At 62.3% G+C, this 21,117-nt stretch carries 18 protein-coding genes; 7 read left to right on the forward strand and 11 right to left on the reverse strand.

Features of this window, described 5'->3' with window-relative positions; genetic code table 11:
• Positions 1 to 28 precede the first annotated feature (28 nt).
• Entirely contained in the window at positions 29 to 1,216 is a 1,188-nt protein-coding gene (solA, locus tag BMZ70_RS20180; protein ID WP_229205516.1) for an N-methyl-L-tryptophan oxidase, read from the forward strand.
• Here the strand turns inward: solA and BMZ70_RS20185 are convergent.
• Positions 1,181 to 2,197, reverse strand: a complete 1,017-nt coding sequence (locus tag BMZ70_RS20185) for an AraC family transcriptional regulator (RefSeq protein WP_092278753.1) — start codon at positions 2,195 to 2,197, stop codon at positions 1,181 to 1,183. The two genes, solA and BMZ70_RS20185, sit on opposite strands and share 36 nt — an antisense overlap.
• A 27-nt stretch (positions 2,198 to 2,224) precedes the next feature.
• Here BMZ70_RS20185 and BMZ70_RS20190 point away from each other — a divergent pair, with 27 nt between their 5' ends.
• From BMZ70_RS20190 to BMZ70_RS20200, 3 genes are read left to right on the forward strand one after another with little or no spacing between them, the layout of a single operon-like run.
• On the forward strand, positions 2,225 to 2,605 hold the full coding sequence (locus tag BMZ70_RS20190; RefSeq protein ID WP_229205517.1) for a 2Fe-2S iron-sulfur cluster-binding protein: 381 nt from the start codon (positions 2,225 to 2,227) through the stop codon (positions 2,603 to 2,605).
• Positions 2,606 to 2,608: 3 nt separating this feature from the next.
• Complete coding sequence (locus tag BMZ70_RS20195; protein ID WP_092278755.1) at positions 2,609 to 3,697, forward strand: alkane 1-monooxygenase; 1,089 nt, start codon at positions 2,609 to 2,611, stop codon at positions 3,695 to 3,697.
• The gene (locus tag BMZ70_RS20200) at positions 3,687 to 5,288 is read left to right on the forward strand and encodes a GMC family oxidoreductase (RefSeq protein WP_092278757.1); all 1,602 of its coding nucleotides are present in this window, start codon (positions 3,687 to 3,689) and stop codon (positions 5,286 to 5,288) included. The genes BMZ70_RS20195 and BMZ70_RS20200 overlap by 11 nt, the downstream gene beginning before the upstream one ends.
• Here BMZ70_RS20200 and hppD read toward each other — a convergent pair whose 3' ends face one another.
• Genes hppD through BMZ70_RS20220 form a run of 4 tightly spaced genes read right to left on the reverse strand, consistent with a single transcriptional unit; the run spans position 5,289 to position 8,696 of the window.
• Positions 5,289 to 6,356 carry a 4-hydroxyphenylpyruvate dioxygenase gene (gene hppD, locus BMZ70_RS20205; protein ID WP_092278770.1) on the reverse strand — a complete coding sequence of 356 codons (1,068 nt, stop codon included), beginning with the start codon at positions 6,354 to 6,356 and terminating at the stop codon, positions 5,289 to 5,291. It lies immediately after the preceding gene.
• A 1-nt stretch (position 6,357) separates the two neighbouring features.
• Positions 6,358 to 7,212, reverse strand: coding sequence for a phenylalanine 4-monooxygenase (gene phhA / locus BMZ70_RS20210; protein WP_092278772.1), 855 nt, complete (start codon positions 7,210 to 7,212; stop codon positions 6,358 to 6,360).
• A complete protein-coding gene (locus BMZ70_RS20215; protein ID WP_092278774.1) occupies positions 7,199 to 7,507 on the reverse strand; it encodes a 4a-hydroxytetrahydrobiopterin dehydratase in 309 nt (102 codons plus the stop codon). Before BMZ70_RS20215 ends, phhA begins: the two co-directional genes overlap by 14 nt.
• Position 7,508: 1 nt before the next feature.
• Positions 7,509 to 8,696: an amino acid aminotransferase gene (locus BMZ70_RS20220; protein ID WP_092278776.1), complete on the reverse strand. Its 1,188-nt coding sequence runs from the start codon at positions 8,694 to 8,696 to the stop codon at positions 7,509 to 7,511.
• A 127-nt stretch (positions 8,697 to 8,823) separates the two neighbouring features.
• Here BMZ70_RS20220 and BMZ70_RS20225 point away from each other — a divergent pair, with 127 nt between their 5' ends.
• Positions 8,824 to 9,339, forward strand: a complete 516-nt coding sequence (locus BMZ70_RS20225) for an Lrp/AsnC family transcriptional regulator (protein ID WP_092278778.1) — start codon at positions 8,824 to 8,826, stop codon at positions 9,337 to 9,339.
• Here BMZ70_RS20225 and BMZ70_RS20230 read toward each other — a convergent pair whose 3' ends face one another.
• The 6 genes from BMZ70_RS20230 to BMZ70_RS20255 form a co-directional block, all read right to left on the reverse strand.
• Positions 9,340 to 11,082, reverse strand: coding sequence for a methyl-accepting chemotaxis protein (locus BMZ70_RS20230; RefSeq protein ID WP_092278780.1), 1,743 nt, complete (start codon positions 11,080 to 11,082; stop codon positions 9,340 to 9,342).
• 177 nt (positions 11,083 to 11,259) lie between these two features.
• Positions 11,260 to 12,039, reverse strand: a complete 780-nt coding sequence (locus BMZ70_RS20235; RefSeq protein WP_092278782.1) for an isocitrate lyase/PEP mutase family protein — start codon at positions 12,037 to 12,039, stop codon at positions 11,260 to 11,262.
• An 11-nt stretch (positions 12,040 to 12,050) separates the two neighbouring features.
• The gene (locus tag BMZ70_RS20240; RefSeq protein ID WP_092278784.1) at positions 12,051 to 14,420 is read right to left on the reverse strand and encodes a DNA polymerase II; all 2,370 of its coding nucleotides are present in this window, start codon (positions 14,418 to 14,420) and stop codon (positions 12,051 to 12,053) included.
• Positions 14,421 to 14,700: 280 nt separating this feature from the next.
• The gene (locus BMZ70_RS20245; RefSeq protein WP_092278786.1) at positions 14,701 to 17,178 is read right to left on the reverse strand and encodes a TonB-dependent receptor; all 2,478 of its coding nucleotides are present in this window, start codon (positions 17,176 to 17,178) and stop codon (positions 14,701 to 14,703) included.
• A gap of 141 nt (positions 17,179 to 17,319) precedes the next feature.
• The gene (locus BMZ70_RS20250; RefSeq protein ID WP_092278788.1) at positions 17,320 to 18,534 is read right to left on the reverse strand and encodes an acyl-CoA dehydrogenase family protein; all 1,215 of its coding nucleotides are present in this window, start codon (positions 18,532 to 18,534) and stop codon (positions 17,320 to 17,322) included.
• 16 nt (positions 18,535 to 18,550) lie between these two features.
• Entirely contained in the window at positions 18,551 to 19,255 is a 705-nt protein-coding gene (locus tag BMZ70_RS20255) for a histidine phosphatase family protein (RefSeq protein WP_092278790.1), read from the reverse strand.
• A gap of 84 nt (positions 19,256 to 19,339) precedes the next feature.
• On the opposite strand from BMZ70_RS20255, the gene BMZ70_RS20260 reads away from it, so the two are divergent.
• Positions 19,340 to 20,251, forward strand: a complete 912-nt coding sequence (locus tag BMZ70_RS20260) for a LysR family transcriptional regulator (protein WP_092278792.1) — start codon at positions 19,340 to 19,342, stop codon at positions 20,249 to 20,251.
• Between the two features lie 121 nt (positions 20,252 to 20,372).
• Positions 20,373 to 21,116, forward strand: a complete 744-nt coding sequence (locus tag BMZ70_RS20265; RefSeq protein WP_092278794.1) for a GntR family transcriptional regulator — start codon at positions 20,373 to 20,375, stop codon at positions 21,114 to 21,116.
• The last annotated feature ends 1 nt before the right edge of the window (position 21,117 follow it).

The following is a 21,117-nucleotide window of genomic DNA, read 5'->3' on the forward strand; positions in this document are numbered from 1 at the left end:
AGGGTAGCGTGGCACAATAGCCGTCATTTTGCAGACACACGAAAAGGATGCGATGCACTACGACGTCATTGTGATTGGCATGGGCGCGTTCGGGGCGGCGACGTTGTATCAGTTGGCGCAGCGCGGCGTGCGGGTGGCGGGGATCGACAAGTTTTCGCCGCCGCACGACCAGGGCTCCAGTCATGGCGATACGCGCATCACGCGGCAGGCGATTGGCGAGGGCGCGGCCTACGTGCCGCTGGCGCTGAATGCGCATCGCATCTGGCGTGAGCTGGAAGCGCGCAGCGGTGTGCCGCTGCTGGAGACCTGCGGCATGCTGATGTTGAGCGACAGCCGCGTCGCCGCGCGCGGCCACGGTACGGCGGATTTTGCCGGCCAGACCGCCGCGCTGGCGCAGCGCTTCGGGATTGCCCACGAGTTGCTGGATGCGGCGGCGATTGCGCAGCGCTTCCCGCAGTTCACCGGCTACGGTCCGCATGCGCTGGGCTACTACGAACCTGGCGCTGGCTATGTGCGGCCCGAGCGCGCGATCGAGGTACAGTTGCAACTGGCGCGGCAGGCGGGCGCGGATTTATTCCCGAACCGGCCTGCCACGTCGATTGCATCGTTTGCGGGTGGCGTTCAGGTGCACACCGCCGCCGGTACGCTGACGGCCAACCGCGTCATTTCATGTGCAGGCATGTGGAGTGCAGGCCTGCTGGGCGGGCCGTTGCAGCAGTTGTTGAAGGTGTGCCGCCAGAAGCTGTATTGGTTCGAGCTCGATGAACCGCAGCGCTTTGCGGCCGATGCGCCGGTCTACATCCTGTTCGATGGCGATACCGATAGCTGCTACGGTTTCCCGCCCATCCCCGGCGAGAACGCGATCAAGATCGCCACCGAGGCCTATACCGACATTTGCGATCCGGATCAGCTGGACCGCAGCATCAGCCAGGCCGATGCCGACGCCATGTACGAGCGCCACGTGGCCGGACGACTGGCGGGCGTGTCAAGGCGCCTGCTCAAGTCCAAAGTCTGCACCTACACCATCACGCCGGACTTCAACTTCCTGATTGACGAACATCCCGAACTGCCGGGCGTAACGATGGTGTCAGCTTGTTCCGGCCACGGTTTCAAACACTCCGCTGCCGTGGGCGAAGCGCTGGCCATGCGTTATTGCGGAGATAGCCGCGCGGCCGACCTGTCAGCGTTCAGCCTGATCGCGAAAAGCGGACGGTGACATGCCGGTCCAGCGGATAAAGGCGCGCCTGAAATTGGCGGTATCGGTGTAGCCGAGCGTGAACGCTATTTCATCGACGGACAGTTTGCCGACTTTTAAATGTTCGGCCGCCAGCAACTGCCGCACTTCGTCGATCACGGCGCGATAGGACGTGCCCTCCTCCACCAGCCGCCGGTGCAGGGTGCGCGGCGTGACGTTCAGCAGCCGCGCCGCCACGTTCAATGACGGGAAGCTGCCCTGCGTTTCCAGCAACAGGCGTTGCAGCTTGCCGGCCCAGCTTTGCTGCTGCGAGGTCTTGTCCAACTCCCGCTGGCAGACCTGCACCGCCTGGCGCAGCGTGACCGGATCAGCCATGCTGAGTGGGATATCGAGCGCATCGACCGGAAACGCGAAGCCGCACCAGGCCTGCTCGTAGCGCACCTCGCAGTCGAGCATCTCGCGCGCCAGCGCGGCGTATGGCGGCTCGGCGAACGGGAAGCTGGCGTACGAGGTGCGCACCGCACCGGCGGTGATTTGGTCGAACAGGTTCTTGATGGTCTGGACGATGGTGTCGAGCACCGAGCGCCGCACCAGTGGCAGCTGCAGCGGGATGGCTTCCTCGAAGCACAGCCGCACCTGGCCATCGGCCACACTGTGGCGCACGCGGACCAGGGAAGTGCGGATCTGCACGTACTGCTCCATCAGCGCGATGGCGTCGCGCAGGGTGGCGCTGTTCATGGCGGCGTAGCCCAGCATGCCGTGGCTGTTGATCTGCATGCGTTCCCCCACCAGCAGCCCGAACGCCGGTTCGGCGGTGGCGGTGATGGCGTCTTGCACCAGCTGTTCAAACTCCCCCAGCGGCAGCACCTGTACATCGCCGGCCGGCAGGCTGTCCCAATGCTTGCGGCGGAACGACGCCGGCATCTCCGCGTTCATGCGCGCGACCTGGTCGGCGATCTGGCGGATGTATTGGACGGGGAGCGAGAAGTCTTGGGAGCGCATGAGTCATTGTCAATAAATGACTATCTAATGTCAATAACCCACCTCGCGCCGATGTGGCGCTCGCCCTACGATGCTGAGGTCACATCACAACACTATAAAAATATGTTTTCGTTTTTAAGAAAGCAGGAGACGGTGACGGCGCAGGTCAATGGCCAGCCAGTCACGATACAACCGGGGGAGACGCTGCTGCAGGCCGCCCTGCGCAGCGAGATCTATTTTCCACACAGCTGCCGCGTCGGCGCGTGCGCGACCTGTAAATGCCGCCTGCTGTCAGGCCGCGTGAAGGAGCTGACACGCTCAAGCTACGTGCTGTCCGACGAGGAACTGGCGCGTGGCTACATCCTCGCCTGCCAGAGCGTGGCGCAGACCGATATCGAGGTCGAGGTAGACATATGGGGAGACCAATAAACCATGCGCCATTACCTGAAATTTTTCCTGTTCCATGCGATCGGACTGGTGGCGCTGGCGGCGCTGCATGCCGGCGGCATGGTCACCACGGTCGGCTTGCTGGCCGTGGTGACCGTGTACATCCTCGGCGACGCCATCGGCGGCGATGACCTCAGCACGCCGACGTACCGCCATCCCGGCGTGCTGACGTTCCAGCTGTGGCTTGCGCTGCCGCTGCTGGCGGCCATCGTGTACACCGCCGTGACCAGCACCCACTCCGTCCCCGGTGTGCTGCTCACCGGCCTGATGATCGGCATGGTCGGCACCATTACCGCGCACGAGCTGACGCACCGCACCTGGGATCCGGTGTCGATGCTGATCGGCCGCTGGCTGCTGGCCTTCAGCTTCGACACCGTGTTCGCGATCGAACACGTGTACGGCCACCACCGCTACGTCTCCACACTGGAAGATCCGGCCACCGCGCCGCGCGGCCGCAACGTCTACTTCCATATCGTCGCCTCCACCATCAAGGGCAATGTCAGCGCGTGGGAGATTGAGAAGAAGCGCCTCAAGCGCGAAGGACGCGGCGCGTTCGGTGCAATCTCGCCGCACAACGCGGTGCTGCGCGGCCATGCCATGAGCATAGTGCTGGTGGCTGCCGCATGGACCATCGGCGGCTGGGCCGGCGCTGGCTACTTCGCGCTGTGCGCATTGACCGGCAAGGCGCTGCTGGAAGTGGTCAACTATATGGAGCACTACGGCATTGTGCGCGATCCGGCCACGCCGGTGCAGCCGCGCCATTCGTGGAACACCAACCGCCGCTTCAGCTCATGGACCATGTTCAACCTGACGCGCCACTCGCACCACCACGCGCAGGGCGAAGTGCCCTACCAGGACCTGAAGCCGTTCGCCGATGCGCCGATGATGATCAGCGGTTATCTCACCACAATCGTGGTGGCGCTGATCCCGCCGCTGTGGCATAGGCTAATGACGCCGAAGGTGCTAGCATGGGACCGCACGCACGCCACGCCCGCAGAGCGCAAACTGGCGGCACAAGCAAATGCCCGCAGCGGCATGAAAGCATTCAATGGAGGAGACCAGCATGGAGTTTGATTATGTGATTGTAGGCGGTGGTTCAGGCGGCGCAACGCTGGCGGCGCGCCTGACGGAAAACCCCGCCGTGTCGGTATGCCTGATCGAAGCAGGCGGCGACGGCCGTGGTGTGCTGGTGCGCGCGCCGGCCGCCGTGGTGGCGATGGTGCCGGGCCGGCCGAAGATTAACAACTACGCCTTCCTGACCGAACCGCAACCAGGCTTGAACGGACGCCGTGGCTATCAGCCGCGTGGGCGCTGCCTCGGCGGATCCAGCGCCATCAACGCCATGCTGTACATACGCGGCCAGCGCCAGGACTACGACAATTGGGAGCGGCAAGGCGCCACCGGTTGGTCGTTCAACGACGTGCTGCCCTACTTCAAGCGCGCCGAAGGCAATGAGCGCGGCGGCTGCGAGCTGCATGGCGGCGACGGTCCGCTGCAAGTGTCCGAGCAGCGCAATCCGCGCGCGATCACCGAGGATTTCATCCGCGCCGGCGTGGAATTGGGCTATCCGCGCAATCACGATTTCAACGGTCCGCAGCAGGAAGGCGTGGGCTATTACCAAGTCACGCAATTCCACGGCGGCGCGCGCAACGGCGAGCGCTGTTCGGCGGCGGCAGCCTATTTGCATCCGGTGATAGGCCAGCGCAGCAACCTGGCGGTGATGACCGAAACGCAGGCCAGCCGCGTGCTGTTCGACGGGCGGCGCGCCACCGGCGTTGAGGTGCGGCGCGGTGGTGTCACCGAAACCATCCGCGCGCGGCGCGAAGTGGTGCTGGCCGGCGGCGCTTTCAACACGCCGCAGCTGCTGATGCTGTCCGGGGTCGGCGATCCGCAGGAACTGGCGCGCCACGGCATCGCCGTGCATCACGCCCTGCCCGGCGTGGGCAAGAACCTGCAGGACCATCTGGACTACATCCTGGCATACCAGTGCAATGAGAAGGATTTGTTCGGGCTGACCGCCGGCGGCATGCTACGCGTCGGCAAAGCGATCAACCAGTGGCGCAAGACGGGGCAAGGCATGATCGCCACGCCGTTTGCGGAAGGAGCGGGCTTCATCAAATCGAAGCCAGAGCTGGACCGGCCGGACCTGCAGCTGCACTTCCTGATCGCGATGGTCGACGACCACGCGCGCAAGCTACGCTACGGCAACGGCTTTTCCTGCCACGTGTGTGTGCTGCGGCCGAAGTCGCGCGGTGAGGTGGGGCTGCATGATGCGAACCCGCTGTCTGCGCCGCGCATCGATCCGAAGTTCCTGTCGCACCCGGACGACCTGGCGCTGCTGATGGCGGGCACGCGCAAGGCGCACGCGCTCTCGAGCGCGCCGTCGCTGGCCAAGCATGCGCCGCGCGACCTCTACCCGGTGGATTACAGCAACGACGCGGCGCTGGAACAGGCGATCCGCTCGCGCGCGGACACCATCTACCATCCGGTCGGCACCTGCAAGATGGGTACCGATGCGATGGCGGTGGTGGACCCGCAGCTGCGGGTACATGGACTGGAAGGTTTGCGCGTGGTCGACGCCTCGGTTTTCCCTAACCTCACCAGCGGGAACACCAATGCGCCGACGATCATGATCGCCGAACGCGCGGCGGAATGGCTACGTTAATTAAATAACGCCACGACGTTTCTGGTCACGCTCGATGGATTCGAACAGGGCTTTGAAGTTGCCCTCGCCGAAGCCATCGTCGCCTTTGCGCTGGATGAATTCGAAGAACACAGGGCCCAGCTGGGTTTCCGAGAAAATCTGCAGCAGCAGGCGCGGTTTGCCGTCCACCACCGAGCCGTCCAACAGCAGGCCGCGCGCTTTCAGTTCTGCGGCGTTTTCGCCGTGGCCCGGCACGCGGCCTTCCAGCATTTCGTAGTAGGTCTCTGGTGGTGCGGTCATCAGCGGCACGCCGGCGGCGCGCAGCTTGTCCACGGTGCCGATCAAGTCTTCGCTCAGCAGTGCGATGTGCTGGATGCCTTCGCCGTTGAACTTCATCAGGAATTCTTCGATCTGGCCGCCGCCTGCCTTGCCTTCTTCGTTCAGCGGAATGCGGATCTTGCCGTCCGGCGCGGTCATGGCGCGCGAGGTCAAGCCGGTGTATTCGCCCTTGATGTCGAAGTAGCGGATCTCCTTGAAGTTGAACAGGCGTTCGTAGAACGAAGCCCAGTAGCTCATGCGGCCGCGATAGACGTTGTGGGTCAGGTGGTCGATGATCTGCAGGCCGTGGCCCACTGGATGGCGGTCCACGCCTTCGATGAATTCAAAGTCGATGTCGTAGATCGAAGCGCCGTCTTCAAAGCGGTCGATCAGGTACAGCGGCGCACCGCCGATGCCTTTGATGGCCGGCAGGCGCAGTTCCATCACGCCGGTCTGCATGTCCATCGCCTGCGCGCCCAGTTCCAGCGCGCGCTGGTAAGCCTGGTGCGAATTGCGGACGCGGAAAGCCATGCCGCAGGCCGACGGGCCGTGTTCCGCCGCGAAGTAAGCGGCCGGGCTGCCCGGTTCATTGTTGATGATGAAGTTGATGCCGCCCTGGCGGTACAGCTGCACGTTCTTGGAGCGGTGGTTGGCCACCTTGGTGAAGCCCAGCTGCGCGAACACCGCTTCCAGCACGCCCGGCACCGGCGAAGCGAATTCCACGAATTCAAAGCCCATCAGGCCCATTGGGTTGTCGAACAAGTCTGCCATGTTATTTTTCCTTTTTGAAATTGTGATAGCTGCCGGTGCCGCGCGTCGTCAGCACGTCTTCAGGCAGGATGGTGCCCGGTTGCAGTACCGGGCGTTGCTGCACTTGCGCGTACAGCGGGTCGAAATCGGTGTGTGCCAGTTGCAGCAGTTCGTCGAGGTCGCGGATGACGAAGTAAGTCTCCTGGAAATCGTCGATGCGGTAGTCGGTCTGCATCACGCGCGCCAGATCGAAGCGCACGCGGTTGGGCGAAGCGTCGTCCAGCGCGAAAATCGATTCGGTGTAGGAGGACACGATGCCCGCACCATACAGGCGCAAGCCGTCCTTCTGCTGTACCAGACCGAATTCCACTGTGTACCAGTAGACGCGCGCCAGCAGATCCAGCACGCCCTTCTCTTTCGCGCGCAGGCCGCCTACGCCGTAGGCCTGGATGTAGTCGGCGATGATGGGATTCATCAGCAGCGGCACGTGGCCGAACACGTCGTGGAATACATCCGGCTCTTGCAGGTAGTCCAGCTGGTCGGCGTTGCGAATGAACTGGCCGGCCGGGAAGCGGCGGTTGGCCAGGTGTTCGAAGAATACTTCATCCGGCACCAGTCCGGGCACCGCCACCACTTGCCAGCCGGTGTGCTGCATCAGCACTTCGCTCAGTTGGCGGAAGTCGGGGATCTGGTCCGGCGCGATCGGCAGCGCGCGCATGCCGGCCAGGAATTCATCACAGGCGCGGCCTTCCAGCAGTTTGCTCTGGCGTTCGAACAGCGTCTTCCAGACGGCGTGCTGCTCCGGCGTGTATTGGTCCCACTGCTGGTCGATGGTCCAGTCGTCGCGCTGGCCCGGTGGCAGGTCAGACAGCTGCATGGCCGAATCCTTGTGCAATGGTGTCGCAGAATTGCGCCATGTCGAAGTCGCGTTGCGTCAGGCCGCCGGCGTCGTGGGTGGTCCACTTGACCTGCACCTTGTTGTAGACGTTGAACCACTCCGGATGATGGTTACGCTTTTCCGAGGTGATGGCGACGGCGCTCATGAAAGCGAAGGCCTGCACGAAATCGGCGAATTTGAATTCGCGGTGGATGGACAGCTGGTCATCGGCCAGCGTCCATGCGGGAATGGCGGCCAGCTTTTCCGGCAGCGCCTTGGTGTCGATTTTTTCCATATCAGTTCTCCGTCATCACTTGTACGATGGCGCGCGCCACCGGGGCCACGCCTGCACTGCTCAGGGCCGCGAGGCATACGCGGCCTGACTCGATCAGGTACACGCCATGCGCATCGCGCAGCTTGCGGATGTGCGCCACCGGCAAACCGGTAAAGCTGAACATGCCCTGCTGGATGCGCAGGTATTCAAAATCACCGCCCGGCAGTTGTGCCTTCAACTGCGCATACAACTCGCTGCGGATCTGCTTCATGCGCACGCGCATGGCGGCCAGTTCGGCTTCCCAGTGCGCGCGCAGCTGCTGGTCGCCCAGCACGGTGGCGATCACGCGGCCGCCGTAGGCCGGAGGGCTGGAGTAGTTCTTGCGCACGGCCGACTGCAGCTGCCCCGAAATCTTCAAGGCTTCATCCGCGTCCTTGCAGGTGACATGCAGCGCGCCGCAACGCTCGCCGTAGATGGCGAAATTCTTGGAGTAGGAAGAAGCGACCAGCAAGGGGATATTTTGCTCCGCAAAATAGCGGATCGCAAACGCATCTTCAACGATGCCGTCGCCGAATCCCTGGTAGGCGATGTCAAAGAACGGCAGCAGGCCGCGCTCCTGTACCACCAGCGCCAGCTCGCGCCACTGCTGCTGATTGAGGTCCGCGCCGGTCGGGTTGTGGCAGCAGGCGTGCAGCACCACGATATCGCCGGCCGGCAGTGCGCGCAGCGCGGCCAGCATGGCGTCGAAGGCCACACCGTGCGTTGCAGGCGAATAGTAAGGGTAGGTACCCACTTCGAAACCGGCGCCACCGAAGATGCCTTTGTGGTTGTCCCAGGTTGGATCGCTGACCCACACGCGGGCTTGCGGGAACCAGGCTTTCAGGAAGTCAGCGCCTACTTTCAGCGCGCCCGAACCGCCCAGCGTCTGGATGGTGGCGACGCGTTCGCCCTGCCCTTCGCCAAACACCAGGCGGCGCGATTGTTCGCGGTAGGCGGCTAAGCCGGCCATCGGCAGGTACGGGTGCGGCTGGAAGAATTCGGCCAGGCGCGCTTCGGCGGCAGCCACTGCGCCCATCAGCGGAATGCGCTGCTCGTCGTTCAGATAAACGCCGATGCTCAGGTTGATTTTATCGGCACGCGGATCGGCGGCGAATTGTTCGTTCAGCGTGAGGATGGGATCCCCCGCAAATGCTTCGATGTGCTGAAACATTTTGTCTCCTGTTTTATCGTGTAAACAGGAACAGCTTAATCCTCAAAAGCCGGGAAAAGTAAGCGTATTTAACGGAGTTTTGTATAATCCATGCACAAAATACTCATTAAATACGCAGGAGATGCACATGACGATCACAACCATCGACAAGTTCGATTTGCAGCTGCTGACCGAGCTGCAGCGCGACGGCCTGGCCACCAACAGCGCGCTGGGCAGCAAGATCCATTTATCCACCTCGCAGGTGAGCCGGCGCGTGCTGCGGCTGCAGGAAGGCGGCGTGATCGACCACTATGCGGCCATCATCGATCCGGTGGCTGTGGGGCTGGATGTGATGGCCTTCACCGAGGTCACGCTGGACCACCACAGCCCGTCGGCCAGCGAGCGTTTCGAGACCGAGGTGGCAGGGTTGGTGGAAGTGACCGAATGCTACACGCTGGCCGGCCGCTCCGACTACCACCTGCGCGTAGTGGCGCCGGACCTGTCGGCGCTGTCCAAGTTCATGACCGAGAAGATCCTGCGCATTCCCGGCGTGGCGCAGGTCAAGTCGACCATCACGCTGCGCAAGATCAAGCACACGCACGTGCTGCCGCTTGATCATGTGACGCAGCCGACCGAGAATCGCAAGCGCATCCAGTTCACGTAATCAGAACTCTTCCCAATCGCCTTCGGTCGATGCGGTGGCCTTGGCCTTGGCGGCCGCTGGCCGCAGCGGCGTCACCTGTGCACTGTGCTGCGCCAGTTGCGGACGCGGCGCCGCTTTCGGTGCCGCAGGACGCGGAGGAGCCGAAGCCGCAGCATGCGCCGGCCGTGGCGCCGCCATCGATGGTGCGGCCGCATTCTGATCCAGCTTGAACACGCTCACCACACGCGACAGGTTCTCCGCCTGCTCCTGCATCGACGCCGATGCCGCCGCAGCCTGCTCGACCAGCGCGGCGTTCTGCTGGGTGACGGCATCCATCTCGGTGATGGCCTGGTTGATCTGCTCGATGCCGACCTCCTGCTCCCGGCCGGCGGTGGTGATCTCGGCCACGATATCGGACACCTTCTTCACGCTGGCCACCACCTCGTCCATCGTCTTGCCGGCCTGATGCACCAGCTTGCTGCCGGCCTCCACCTGCGCCACCGAGTCGGTAATCAGGCCCTTGATTTCCTTGGCCGCGCTGGCCGAGCGCTGCGCCAGGTTGCGCACCTCGGACGCCACCACCGCGAAACCGCGCCCCTGCTCGCCGGCGCGTGCCGCTTCCACCGCCGCGTTCAAAGCCAGGATGTTGGTCTGGAAGGCGATGCCGTCGATCACGCCGATGATGTCGACAATCTTGCTGGAGGAAGCGTTGATCGAGCCCATCGTCTCCACCACCTGCGACACCACATTCCCGCCCTGTAGTGCGATGCCGGAGGCCGAATGCGCCAGCTCATTGGCGCGGCGGGCGTTGTCGCTGTTCTGCTTCACGGTCGAGGTCATCTCTTCCATCGACGAGGCGGTTTCCTCCAGCGAGCTGGCCTGCTGCTCGGTGCGCGCCGACAGATCGAGATTGCCAGTAGCGATTTCGCTGGCGGCAGTGGCAATCACATCGGTCCCGGTACGCACCTGGCCGACGATGTTTTGCAGGTTGTCGTTCATCTCCTTGAGCGCGGCCAGCAACTGGCCGGTTTCATCGGTGGTGCTGACGTCGATCTGGCTGGTCAGGTTACCGGCGGCGACGGTCTGCGCGATCTGCACCGCGTTCACCAGCGGCCGCGAGATCAGGCCGGAAATCCACACCGCCTGCACCATGCCAATCGCAATGCAGAGCGCGATAATGCCGATGATCCACCAGCGCGCCGAAGCATACAATTCGTTGCCATGCTCGCTGGCCTGGTTGCCGCCTTTGATATTCACCTCGGCCAGTTTTTCAAGGATTTCCGACGCCGAGTTAAACAGCGTGGACGACTTGCCGCGAATGAGCGCCTTGGCCTCGTCATCCTGGCTGGCACGCGACAGCTTTTGCACCTCGGCGCTGATGGCAATGTACTGGTCCCACAGCTTGTTGAACTCGGCGTAACCGGCGCGTTCTTCCGGCTCGCTGATCAGCTTTTCGTACTCGGCGCTGTGGGCCTTGAGCTTGTCCTTGAACTCGACCATGCGTTTTTCATACTTGGCAAAGTCCGCCTCGGTGTTCGACAGGATGTGCTGGGTTTCCTGGGCACGATAGCGCGCCACGTCGTACTTCATTTCCAGCAGCATACGGACGCTAGGCATCCAGTTGGTTTGAAGGTCGGTCGAGGTCTGATTGACTTTTGCGAGCTGGACTACGGAGAAGACGCCGAGGCCGAGGCACAGTGCCAGCACCACGCCAAACGACAACATCAATTTTGTGAACAGGCGGAGATTCAGGAAGGCGCGCATTTTCAACTCCTGGGCAGGGTTCGAGGCGGCGGCGCGGGGTTTGGGCGCTGTTAACTGTGCATTAGCGAATGTTGCTATTTTGGAATATAACAGACATGCAAATCGCTAGGGATTGTATCTTTCTATCAAAAAATCACCGCCCATCGCTTAGTGCCCCGACCTCCGCCTCGCGGCCCGTTACTTAACGAACAGTGCCTGCAGATCACCGTAAGGCATGGCTTGGCCAATCAGCGGGCCGGCGTTGCCGGTGGCGAGGAAGTCTTTCGCCATGCCGGCGGCGACCGCCCACAATGCCTGGGCGATGCCGGAGCCGGCGCTGAAGCGGGCGACGCCCATCTGGTGCAGTTCGTCGTGCGACGGCAGGCCGGGCCAGTCCATCACGTTGAGCGGCAGGCCGGCGCTGGCGGCAACGGTTTTGATTTCATCGGCTTTGCAAATGCCGGGCACGAACAGGCCATCGGCGCCGGCGTCCTTGTAGAGCGCGGCGCGCTTCAGCACTTCCGCCACGCGCTCGCCCTCCGGCGCCAGGCCGCGCAGGTAGACGTCGGTGCGGACGTTGATGAAGATGTCCTTGCCCAGCTGGCGAATGGCGCGGATTTTATCGGCCAGCAGCGACGGCGCGTCGTTGCCGTCTTCGAGATTGATGCCGGCCACGCCGGCCTCGATCAGGCGCAGCACGTTGCGCGCCACTTGCTGCGGATCGGACGAGTAGCCGTTTTCAAAATCCACCGACAACGGCACCGTCAGCACGCGCGCGATGTTGGCTGCTACGGCCACGGCGTTATCGACCGGCAGCTGGTCGTTGTCGGCATAACCTTGCGCCCAGGCGACACCAGCACTGGTGGTGGCGATGGCCGGTGCGCCCAGGCTTTCGAACAGGCGCGCGCTGCCGGCATCCCAGGCGTTGGGCAGGGTCAGCAGCTTGCTGCCGTCGTGTAGTTTTTTGAACTCGTTCATGCAATCTCCGTTTAAAAAAGACTGGCTTGCGCCGTGGTCAGGCTGGTGAAACTGTCATTCATCGGCAGCAGGATCGAATCGGCGATCGGCTGCAGCTGCTTGCTCAGGTAGTGTTCGTAGTCGATGTGCGAGCGCACCACTTCCAGCGGCTCGGGGCCGCCGGTGGTCATCACGTAACTGATCCAGCCGCCGTTCTGGTAGCGCAGCGGACGATGCTGCGACTGATTGTACTCATCGGCCAGGCGCGCGGCGCGCACTTGCGGCGGCACGTTGACCTTGTACTCGTCCAGCGGCTGGCGCAGACGCTTGCGGTAGACCAGCAAATCGTCGTAGGCGCCGGACATGGTGTTGCGCGCATACTCGCGCACATACTCCTGATACGGCTGGTCCTTGAAGATGCGCAGGAACAGGCCTTGCTGGAATTGCTGCGCCAGCGGCGTCCAGTCGCTGCGCGCCACTTCCAGGCCGCGATAGATCACCTCTTCCTCGCCCTTGCTGTTGATGATCAAACCGGCGTAGCGCTTCTTGCTGCCCATGTCGGTGCCACGTATGGTGGGCATGAAGAATTTTTGGTAGTGCGTGTCGAACTCGATTTCGAGATGACACTCGAGGCCATGCTTTTCCTTCAGCATGGTGCGCCACCAGTTGTTGATGTAGTCCGCCAGCTCCGCGCCGATGGCCAGCGCTTCATCGTTCGGATGTTCCTTTTTCAGCCAGATGAAGATGGAGTCGGTGTCGCCGTAGATCACGTCGTAGCCGCGCGCCTCCACCAGCTCGCGCGTTTGCTTCAGCATCTGGTGGCCGCGCAGCGTGACCGAAGACACCAGGCGCGGATTGAAGAAACGGCACTCGCTCGCACCGAGCACGCCGCAGAAGGAATTCATCAGCAGCTTGAGCGCGGTCGACAGCGGTTCGTTTTTGGCGCGCTTGGCGGCGTCGCGCTGCTTCCAGATTTCGGTGGTGATGGCGGGCAGGCAGTGCTTCTCGCGCGAGAACATGGTGCCGTTCACGCCCTCCACCAGCGTGCTCTTGTCCTCGGCGGCCTCGCCTTCGATCAGGCCGACCGGGTCCACCAGGAAGGTGCGGATGATGGATGGGTACAGGCTTTTATAGTCCAGCACCACCACCGAGTCGTACAAGCCGGGCTTGGACTCGAACACGAAGCCGCCCGGCGAAGAACTGCCGGAGATGTCACCGACATTCGGCGCGACGTAGCCTTCGCGGTGCATGCGCGGCAGGTAGTGATGCGAGAAAGCGGCGATCGAACCGCCCAAGTGGTCGGCCTGCAAGCCGGTCACGGTGGCGCGCTCGATCATGAAATCGAGCAGCTTGGCCTTGTGGAAAATGCGCGTGACCAGTTCGCAGTCTTTCAGGTTGTAGGTCGCCAGCGCCGGCTTGTCTTCGTGGAAGCGGCGTTCGATCTCGGCCATCTTGTCGTAGTCGTCGCCGATCTCCTTGCCCTCGCCCAGCATGGCCTGCGACACGTTTTCCAGGCTGAAGGAAGGGAACATCCAGGAGGCAGCCTTGAGCGCATCGATACCATCGAGGACGATACGGCCGGGCACCGGGGCAAACCAGTAATCCTGCTTGCCCGGATGCTCGCGCCATTCGATGGCCTTGCCCTCGCGGCCCAGCGCCAGCGGCACCTTGAATTTATCGGCATTCTTTTGCAGCACGCGCAGATCGAATTGCACCACGTTCCAGCCGATGATGACGTCGGGATCGTGGCGCGCCAGCCAGGCGTTGAGGCGTTCGATCAGCTGGCGCGGCGTGGCGCAGTACTCGAGATCGAAATCGACCGGCGGCGGCTCGGCAGGCGTGCTGCCCAGCATATACACCTGGCGCTGGCCGCAGCCTTCCAGCGCGATGGAATACAGGTCGCCGAAAGCGCTGGTCTCGATATCGAGCGAGACCATCTTCAGCGTCGGGCGATAGTCAGGCGCAGGTTTGAGCTTGCAGTTGTGGATGACCGCGCCGCTGGCATGGCCGCCTTCGGTCTGCACGGTGGCGGTGATGAAGCGTTCCATCAGATAGCGCTCGGGCGGACGGATATCGGCCTCGTACAGCTTGATGCCGTGATCGCGCAGCGTGCGTTCGAGCGCCGTCAACTGCTTATAGCGCGAGGCGTACACGCCCACCACCGGCTGCTGCTGGAAGGTCTTGAGCTGCAGCTCGCGCAACTCGATCCCGGCATCCGGCGCAATCTGCGCCTCGATGGCCGCGCGCACGGACGCCTCGGCGAAAGCCACCGAAGTTTGCGCGGTGAGCCGGACCTTCCTGGGGCCAGCGTCAGTCGCCAGCCAGAAATCGATCTCCGTCCCACCGGGCGTATCGCGCCAGTGGCGGGTCAGGATAAAGCCGGTATATGCGGTTTGCGTCATGCCAGAATTATACTGTATGCGCATACAGCCACAACATTCGGGGTCAGCTCTGTCATTTGGACACGCGCGCACGGTATTTGATAAATATCAATACGCAAATTATTTGTCCAAATGACAGAGCTGACCCTGAATTGGAAACGGGCAAAAAAAAGCCCGCTCAGGGAGCGGGCTAAATCTATTTCCTTGGAGGAGAATAGAGGAGACAGGTGAATGATGCGGCTTTCTCAGCTATTAAGCCAATTTATCTTTCTGATGCCAGAGATTCACGCCGCGAATATCACTAGAATTTCACGTCCAGTTTGACGCTGAAGTAGCGGAAGACGTCGCGTGGCGGCACCCAGCTGGTGGCCGTCACTTGCGGCGAGGTCGAGGTCTGGCCGTTGCGGAACGACGATGGGCCGCTGGCGTTCGCGTTCGGGATGTAGAAGCGATCGAACAGGTTGTTCACGCGGAAGCTCAGCTTGTACTTGTCATCCGGCGTGCGCACGCCGAAGCCCAGGTCGGTGATGCTGTAGGCCTTGTTGCGCGCGTTCGGGTCGTTGTTGATGTTGGTAAGGTAGTCGCTTTGATAACGCACGTTCGCGTTCACGAAGCCTTTATACGGCAGCGTCGGAATGTTGAAGTCGTAGTTGGCGCCCACGTTCAGCTTGATCTTCGGCGTGCCCGGGAACACCGAGTGGTCCAGGTTCTGCACGCCGGTGGTCGAGCCGGCCGCAATCGGGAAGCAGGCCGCGTTCTGGCCGGCGATCGAGCCGTTGGCCGCCAGCTTGGTGCCGTTCACCGCGACGTTGGTCGGGTCGCTGTAGCACGGACCGTTGGCCCACTTCTCGATGGTCGGCAAGGTGAAGGCCAGTGCCGCGTTCACGGTCAGGTTGCTGGCCACCAGCGCATTCGCATCGATCTCGACACCGTGGGTGCGGATGTGCGGAATCGAATTCAGCTGGCTGTAGATGGTCGGGTCGTTCGGCAGCACATAGGTCACGTTCTGCTGGTAGCCGAAGAAGTCCGAGTTGTAGTACGTGGCCGCCAGCGACAGGCGGTTGTTGAACAGGTTGGCCTTGGCGCCGATCTCGAAGCTCTGGCTGGTTTCAGGCTTGACCGGGAACGCGGCCGATGCTTTCAGGCCCGAGGTCACATCATAGGCTTCGCCCTTGTAGCCGGTCGATACCTGGGTGTACACCATCCACTCCGGCGTGACCTGCTTCTGCAAGCTGACCTTGCCGGTGGTGGCCGGGTCGCTGTTGCCATAACTCTTGAACTGGTCCACGCCCACCGGGCCCGGCTTGAACGAGGCTTCGTCCAGCTGGTCGGTGTAGAAGTTGCGCTTGTAGTTGTAGCCCGAAATCTCCTGGTTGAAACGCACGCCCGCCGTCAGGGTCCAGGTCGGCAGGAATTCCCACGAGGCCTGGCCGAAGATCGATTTGTTGGTGTTGTAGATGTCGGTGTAGTAGTTGGTCGGGCTCGATGGCGAGTTGGCGTTGCAGGTCATCGGCGCGACGCAGTAGCCACGGATGAAGTGACGGTAGATCTCGTTATGCGCCAGCCACAGGCCAGCCACGTATTTGAAGGTGCCGGAGTCCGGCGAGACGTAGCGCAACTCTTGCGTCTTGGAGCGGATATCGTAGGTGCCGAACTGGTAATTGCCGATGGTCGGCACGGTCGAACCGGCGGCGGCGATGGTCGGCTGGTCGGTGAAGTCCTGGTCGCGGAAGTCGTTGGCCAGGTATTTGCTCCACGAGGTGATCGACATCAGCGTGGCTTCGTTTGGCAGCGTCCACGACACTTTCAGGCCAACGCCACGGTCGCTCGACACCAGCCCGGTCGGAAAGTCGCGCCGCACGTTGCGGTTGGCCGGATCGTTGACGTTGATGCCCGCCATCAGCACCGACGCCGGCAGTTGCGGATTGCCGTTCAGGTAGACACCATCGAGCCCGATCGGGGTCGATACCAGGTTGCCCGCCGCCTGCGAACCGGTGCGCAGGAAGAAGCCGTTCACGGCGGTCACGCCGCGCGAGTTTTCCTGGAAGTTGTAGCGCGGCGTCAGGTCGACCTGCACGCTGTCGATCGGGTTCCACTGCAGCTTGGCCATGAAGGTCTTGCCGCCCGAGCCGTTGACATCCTTGCCATCGGTGAGGTTGTGGAAGTTGCCCGGCATGCTGGTCTTGCCGGCGTACAGGCGCAGGCCGAAGTGCTCGTCCAGCTGGCCGCCGGCCGAGGCGTTGACGCGCCATTCGTTGTCGTTGGTCAGGTAGGTGCTGGCGCGGTACACCATCGGGCCGGAGATCGGCTTGGTGACAATGTTGACCGCCCCCGCCACCGCCGACTTGCCGAACAGCGTGGACTGCGGGCCTTTCAGCACTTCGATGCGCGACACGTCGGCCAGGTCCTTGAAGGCCTGGAATTGGGTGGCGATCGGAATGTCGTCGATGATGACGGCCACGTCCGATTCCACGCCGATGCCGACCGACACGGTGCCGATGCCGCGCATGAAGATGGCGTTGTTGGCCGAGGTGGTGCCCGAGTTCAGCGTCAGCGACGGCATCATGGCCACCACGTCTTCGATCTCGCGGATGTTGACGCGCTGGATTTCCTGTTCACTCATGACGGAAATCGCCATTGGAACGCTTTCCAGTTTTTCGACGCGTTTATTCGCGCTCACCACGACAGTTTCCAGCGCCTGCTGCGCGTGCGCGTTCATGGACAGCAAGGCGACGGCCAGCGCGGCCGCCATTGGCGTGAGGGGGATACTCTTTTTCATCGTTGTCTCCAGCTTATAGTTTTAGTTAATCGTTTAACTTAAATCACGAGCAAGATTAAACTGGGACGAAAAAGAAGTCAACACCTGTGGGAAATCCGCGCAACACATGCGCGGAAAACGATTACCTTAACTCTAAAGTGGTTATTTATATCGGGCAAGTTCCATCTTGCCGATCTGGGAACGGTGCACCTCGTCCGGACCGTCTGCCAGCCGCAGCGAGCGGGCGCTGGCGTAGGCGTGGGCCAGGAAGGGATCGGCCATGCCCCCGCCGCCCTGCACCTGAATCGCCCAGTCGATCACCTGGCAAGCCATCGTCGGCGCCGCCACCTTGATCATGGCGATTTCCTTGGCCGCGACCTTGTTGCCGACCGTGTCCATCATGTGGGCGGCGTTGAGCACCAGCAGGCGCGCCTGGTCAATCATAATGCGCGCCTCGGCGATGCGTTCCAGCGTGACACCCTGCTCCGCCACCGGCTTGCCGAACGCCACCCGCGACAGGCTGCGCTTGCACATCTGCTCCAGCGCGCGCTCGGCCAGGCCGATCAGGCGCATGCAGTGGTGGATGCGGCCCGGGCCAAGGCGGCCTTGAGCGATTTCGAAACCACGGCCTTCCCCGAGGATCAGGTTGGAAGCCGGCACGCGCACGTTGTCGAACACGATTTCGGCGTGGCCGTGCGGCGCATCGTCAAAGCCGAACACCGGCAGGTGGCGCAGGATGTTCACGCCCGGCGTGTCGCGCGGGACCAGGATCATCGATTGCTGCTTGTGGCGACTGGCGTTATCGGGATCGCTCTTGCCCATGAAGATGAACACCGCGCAGCGCGGGTCGTTGGCGCCGGACGACCACCATTTACGGCCGTTGATCACGTAGTGGTCGCCATCGCGTTTAATCGAGCTGGCGATATTGGTGGCGTCCGACGACGCCACATCCGGTTCGGTCATGCCGAAGCACGAGCGGATACGGCCATCGAGCAATGGTTCCAGCCACTGCTTCTGCTGCTCCGGCGTGCCGTAGCGCGCCAGCACTTCCATGTTGCCGGTATCCGGCGCGGAGCAGTTGAACACTTCCGGCGCCCAGTGCACGCGGCCCATGATTTCGCACAGCGGCGCGTATTCGAGGTTGGTCAGGCCGGCGCCGAGGTCGGACTCCGGCAGGAACAAATTCCACAAGCCTGCGGCGCGCGCTTTCAGCTTCAGCTCTTCCATGATGTTGGTGGCGATCCAGGCATTGCCGGCGGCGCGGTTGGCGTCGATCTCGGCGTGGAAGGCGGCTTCGTTCGGATAGATGTGTTCATCCATGAAGGCCGTGAGCCTGGCCTGCAACGCCTTTACTTTCGGGCTGTAGTCGAAATCCATGATGTCTCCTCTTGTCTTATCGGTAGGTGACGCTGCCTTGTTGGCCTAGCCATTCAAGGTGCGCATAGTTGTTCAGATAGCCCAGCGTGAACTGGCCGGGGCGCTGCCGCAGCTTGGTGACGGAGCAGTTGGCGAGCGTCCAGCTCATCTCCATCACCTGATAGTCCTGCAGGCCGAGCAAGTGCTGCATCAGTGTGGCGATCACGCCGCCGGAGGTGAATACGATGGTGCTTTGGTCGCGCTCTTCGGTGTGAAGGCGCTCCAGTGCGCGTACGCAGCGGCGGCGGAAGTCGGGCCAGGTTTCGGCGTAATCGCTGTCATGCCAGCCGCCCATCCAGCGCTGCATGGCGGCGTGGAACAGCTGCTCCAGTGCGCGCGACGGTTCGATGTGGTTGGCCAGCAGCGCCTTGAAGGCGGCGGCATCGGCGTACTCGGGGCAGTGGCGCAGCAGCACTTCCTGATGATTGAATTCGGCGAAGTCTTCGTCGGTGATCCATTCGGTGTCGGCCAGCAGCGGCTTGGGCAGCTCGGCCAGGCAAGCGTCGGCGGTCTGGCGGTGACGCGCCATGCCGCCCGTGACCACCTTGTGGAAGGACTGGCGGCTGTTGGCGTACCACTGCCCCAGCAGGCGCGCCTGCTCGTATCCCAGCTCCGACAGCTGATCGTAATTGGCGCTGCCGAATGAGGCCTGCCCGTGACGCACCAGTAAAATTTGTCCCATATCGCAATCTCTCCTGAACCTCTAGCTTAGCGGCTGGCCTATAATTCATCAAATGAATAGAATTAATTCATCTGGATAAATCCTGTGCATATATCAAAAGTCGATCTCAACCTGTTCATCGTACTGGACGCGATTTACGCCGAAGGCAGCATCACGCGCGCCAGCCTGAAGATGAATTTGACGCAGCCGGCCATCAGCCATGCACTGAACCGCTTGCGCCAGCTGTTCGATGATCCGCTGTTCGAGCGCCAGGGCCACGTGATGACGCCGACGCCGTTGGCCCGCTCCATTATCGAACCGGTGCGGCGCGCGCTGCGTGGATTTGAAGTGACGCTGACCGGCGCCGCGCGTTTCGACGCGGCCAGTAGCGAGCGCAGTTTTTCGCTCGGCGTGCGCGATGTGCTGGAAGCCAGCGTGCTGCCGCCGCTGATGGCGGGTATCACACGCGAAGCGCCGTCGGCGACGCTGAATACCTTGCAGGTCAGCCGCCGCGAACTGGAAGGTGAACTGGCGGCAGGAACGCTGGATGCCGCCATCGACATCCTGCTGCCGCTGTCGAACGACATCCGCCGCACGCAGCTGGCGGGCGACAAGACCGTGGTGCTGGTGCGGCGCGGCCATCCGCTGGTGAAGCGCCGCAAGCTGACGCTGGAAACCTATCTGCAACTGGAGCACATTCAAACCAGCTCACGCCGGCGCGGGCCGGGACTGGAGGATGTGGAATTGAGCCGGCAAGGCCTGCAACGCCGCATCCGCCTGCGCTGCCAGCACTACTTCGCCGCCTGCCGCGTGGTGAGCGAAACCGATCTGGCGCTGACCATGCCCGAACGCCTGGCGCGCATCGTCAACCAGCAATTTAACAACCAGTTGCTGCCCTTCCCTCTGGAGATGCCGGCACTGGACATCTATCTCTACTGGCACGCCAACGTCGACAACGATCCCGCCAACCTGTGGCTGCGCGAACAAATCGCCGCCGCCATGCAAAGCTCTGCTTAAATTTTTCGCATAAGCTAAAGCAGTTTCATTCGTTCCAAAATATTAAGGTCCTCGATAGACTGGGCTTCATTCGATAGTTCATAACCTGTTATGACAGGTTATGCCAACCAAGAGTGGAGCCATGACCAACTTCCGTACCATCGAGCTGTCCCCGGTGCCGCTGTACACACAGGTGAAGGAAAACCTGCGCGAGCGCATCCTGGACGGTACCTACCCCGCTCACGCCAAGCTGCCTGCCGAGAGTGAGTTGAGCACTATCTTTGGCGTCAGCCGCATCACGGTGCGGCAGGCGCTGAGCGATCTGCAAAAAGAAGGCGTGATCTTCAAGATCCCCGGCAAAGGCACTTTCGTCGCCAAGCCCAAGGCCTTCCAGCAACTGACCCAGCTCGAAGGCTTCGGTGAAGCCATGAGCCGCATGGGCTACGAGATTTACAACCAGGTCACCAGCCACAAGACCATCGCCGCCACGCCGCATGTGGCGCAGCAGCTGCAAGTGGCGCCAGGTGCTGAAGTCACCGAAATCAAACGCATACGCCACTTGAACCGGGAGCCGGTGTCGCTTGAAGTGACCTATCTCGCACAAGACATCGGCGAACGCCTGGCACGCGAAGACCTGGCCACACGCGACATTTTTGTCATTCTCGAAAACGACTACGGTATCCCGCTTGGCCGCGCCGACCTGCAAGTGGATGCCATCCTCGCCGACGACACGCTGGCACGCGCGCTGCGGGTGGAGCAAGGCAGCGCGGTGCTGCGCATCGAACGCCTGACCCACCGTGCCGACGGCGCCCCGCTCGATTTCGAGTACCTGTACTTCCGCGGCGACGCTTTCCAATACCGCCTGCAAATCAACCGCCGCCCATAGG

This window comes from Duganella sp. CF402 (genome assembly GCF_900109645.1).
GTDB lineage: Bacteria > Pseudomonadota > Gammaproteobacteria > Burkholderiales > Burkholderiaceae_D > Rugamonas.

Bases quoted from the DNA above. Each gene is read 5' to 3' on its own strand.
- BMZ70_RS20185 (WP_092278753.1), bottom strand. From the start codon at position 2,197: ATGCGCTCCCAAGACTTCTCGCTCCCCGTCCAATACATCCGCCAGATC.
- BMZ70_RS20190 (WP_229205517.1), top strand. From the start codon at position 2,225: ATGTCAATAACCCACCTCGCGCCGATGTGGCGCTCGCCCTACGATGCT.
- BMZ70_RS20195 (WP_092278755.1), top strand. From the start codon at position 2,609: ATGCGCCATTACCTGAAATTTTTCCTGTTCCATGCGATCGGACTGGTG.
- BMZ70_RS20200 (WP_092278757.1), top strand. From the start codon at position 3,687: ATGGAGTTTGATTATGTGATTGTAGGCGGTGGTTCAGGCGGCGCAACG.
- hppD (WP_092278770.1), bottom strand. From the start codon at position 6,356: ATGGCAGACTTGTTCGACAACCCAATGGGCCTGATGGGCTTTGAATTC.
- phhA (WP_092278772.1), bottom strand. From the start codon at position 7,212: ATGCAGCTGTCTGACCTGCCACCGGGCCAGCGCGACGACTGGACCATC.
- BMZ70_RS20215 (WP_092278774.1), bottom strand. From the start codon at position 7,507: ATGGAAAAAATCGACACCAAGGCGCTGCCGGAAAAGCTGGCCGCCATT.
- BMZ70_RS20220 (WP_092278776.1), bottom strand. From the start codon at position 8,696: ATGTTTCAGCACATCGAAGCATTTGCGGGGGATCCCATCCTCACGCTG.
- BMZ70_RS20225 (WP_092278778.1), top strand. From the start codon at position 8,824: ATGACGATCACAACCATCGACAAGTTCGATTTGCAGCTGCTGACCGAG.
- BMZ70_RS20230 (WP_092278780.1), bottom strand. From the start codon at position 11,082: ATGCGCGCCTTCCTGAATCTCCGCCTGTTCACAAAATTGATGTTGTCG.
- BMZ70_RS20235 (WP_092278782.1), bottom strand. From the start codon at position 12,039: ATGAACGAGTTCAAAAAACTACACGACGGCAGCAAGCTGCTGACCCTG.
- BMZ70_RS20240 (WP_092278784.1), bottom strand. From the start codon at position 14,420: ATGACGCAAACCGCATATACCGGCTTTATCCTGACCCGCCACTGGCGC.
- BMZ70_RS20245 (WP_092278786.1), bottom strand. From the start codon at position 17,178: ATGAAAAAGAGTATCCCCCTCACGCCAATGGCGGCCGCGCTGGCCGTC.
- BMZ70_RS20250 (WP_092278788.1), bottom strand. From the start codon at position 18,534: ATGGATTTCGACTACAGCCCGAAAGTAAAGGCGTTGCAGGCCAGGCTC.
- BMZ70_RS20255 (WP_092278790.1), bottom strand. From the start codon at position 19,255: ATGGGACAAATTTTACTGGTGCGTCACGGGCAGGCCTCATTCGGCAGC.
- BMZ70_RS20265 (WP_092278794.1), top strand. From the start codon at position 20,373: ATGACCAACTTCCGTACCATCGAGCTGTCCCCGGTGCCGCTGTACACA.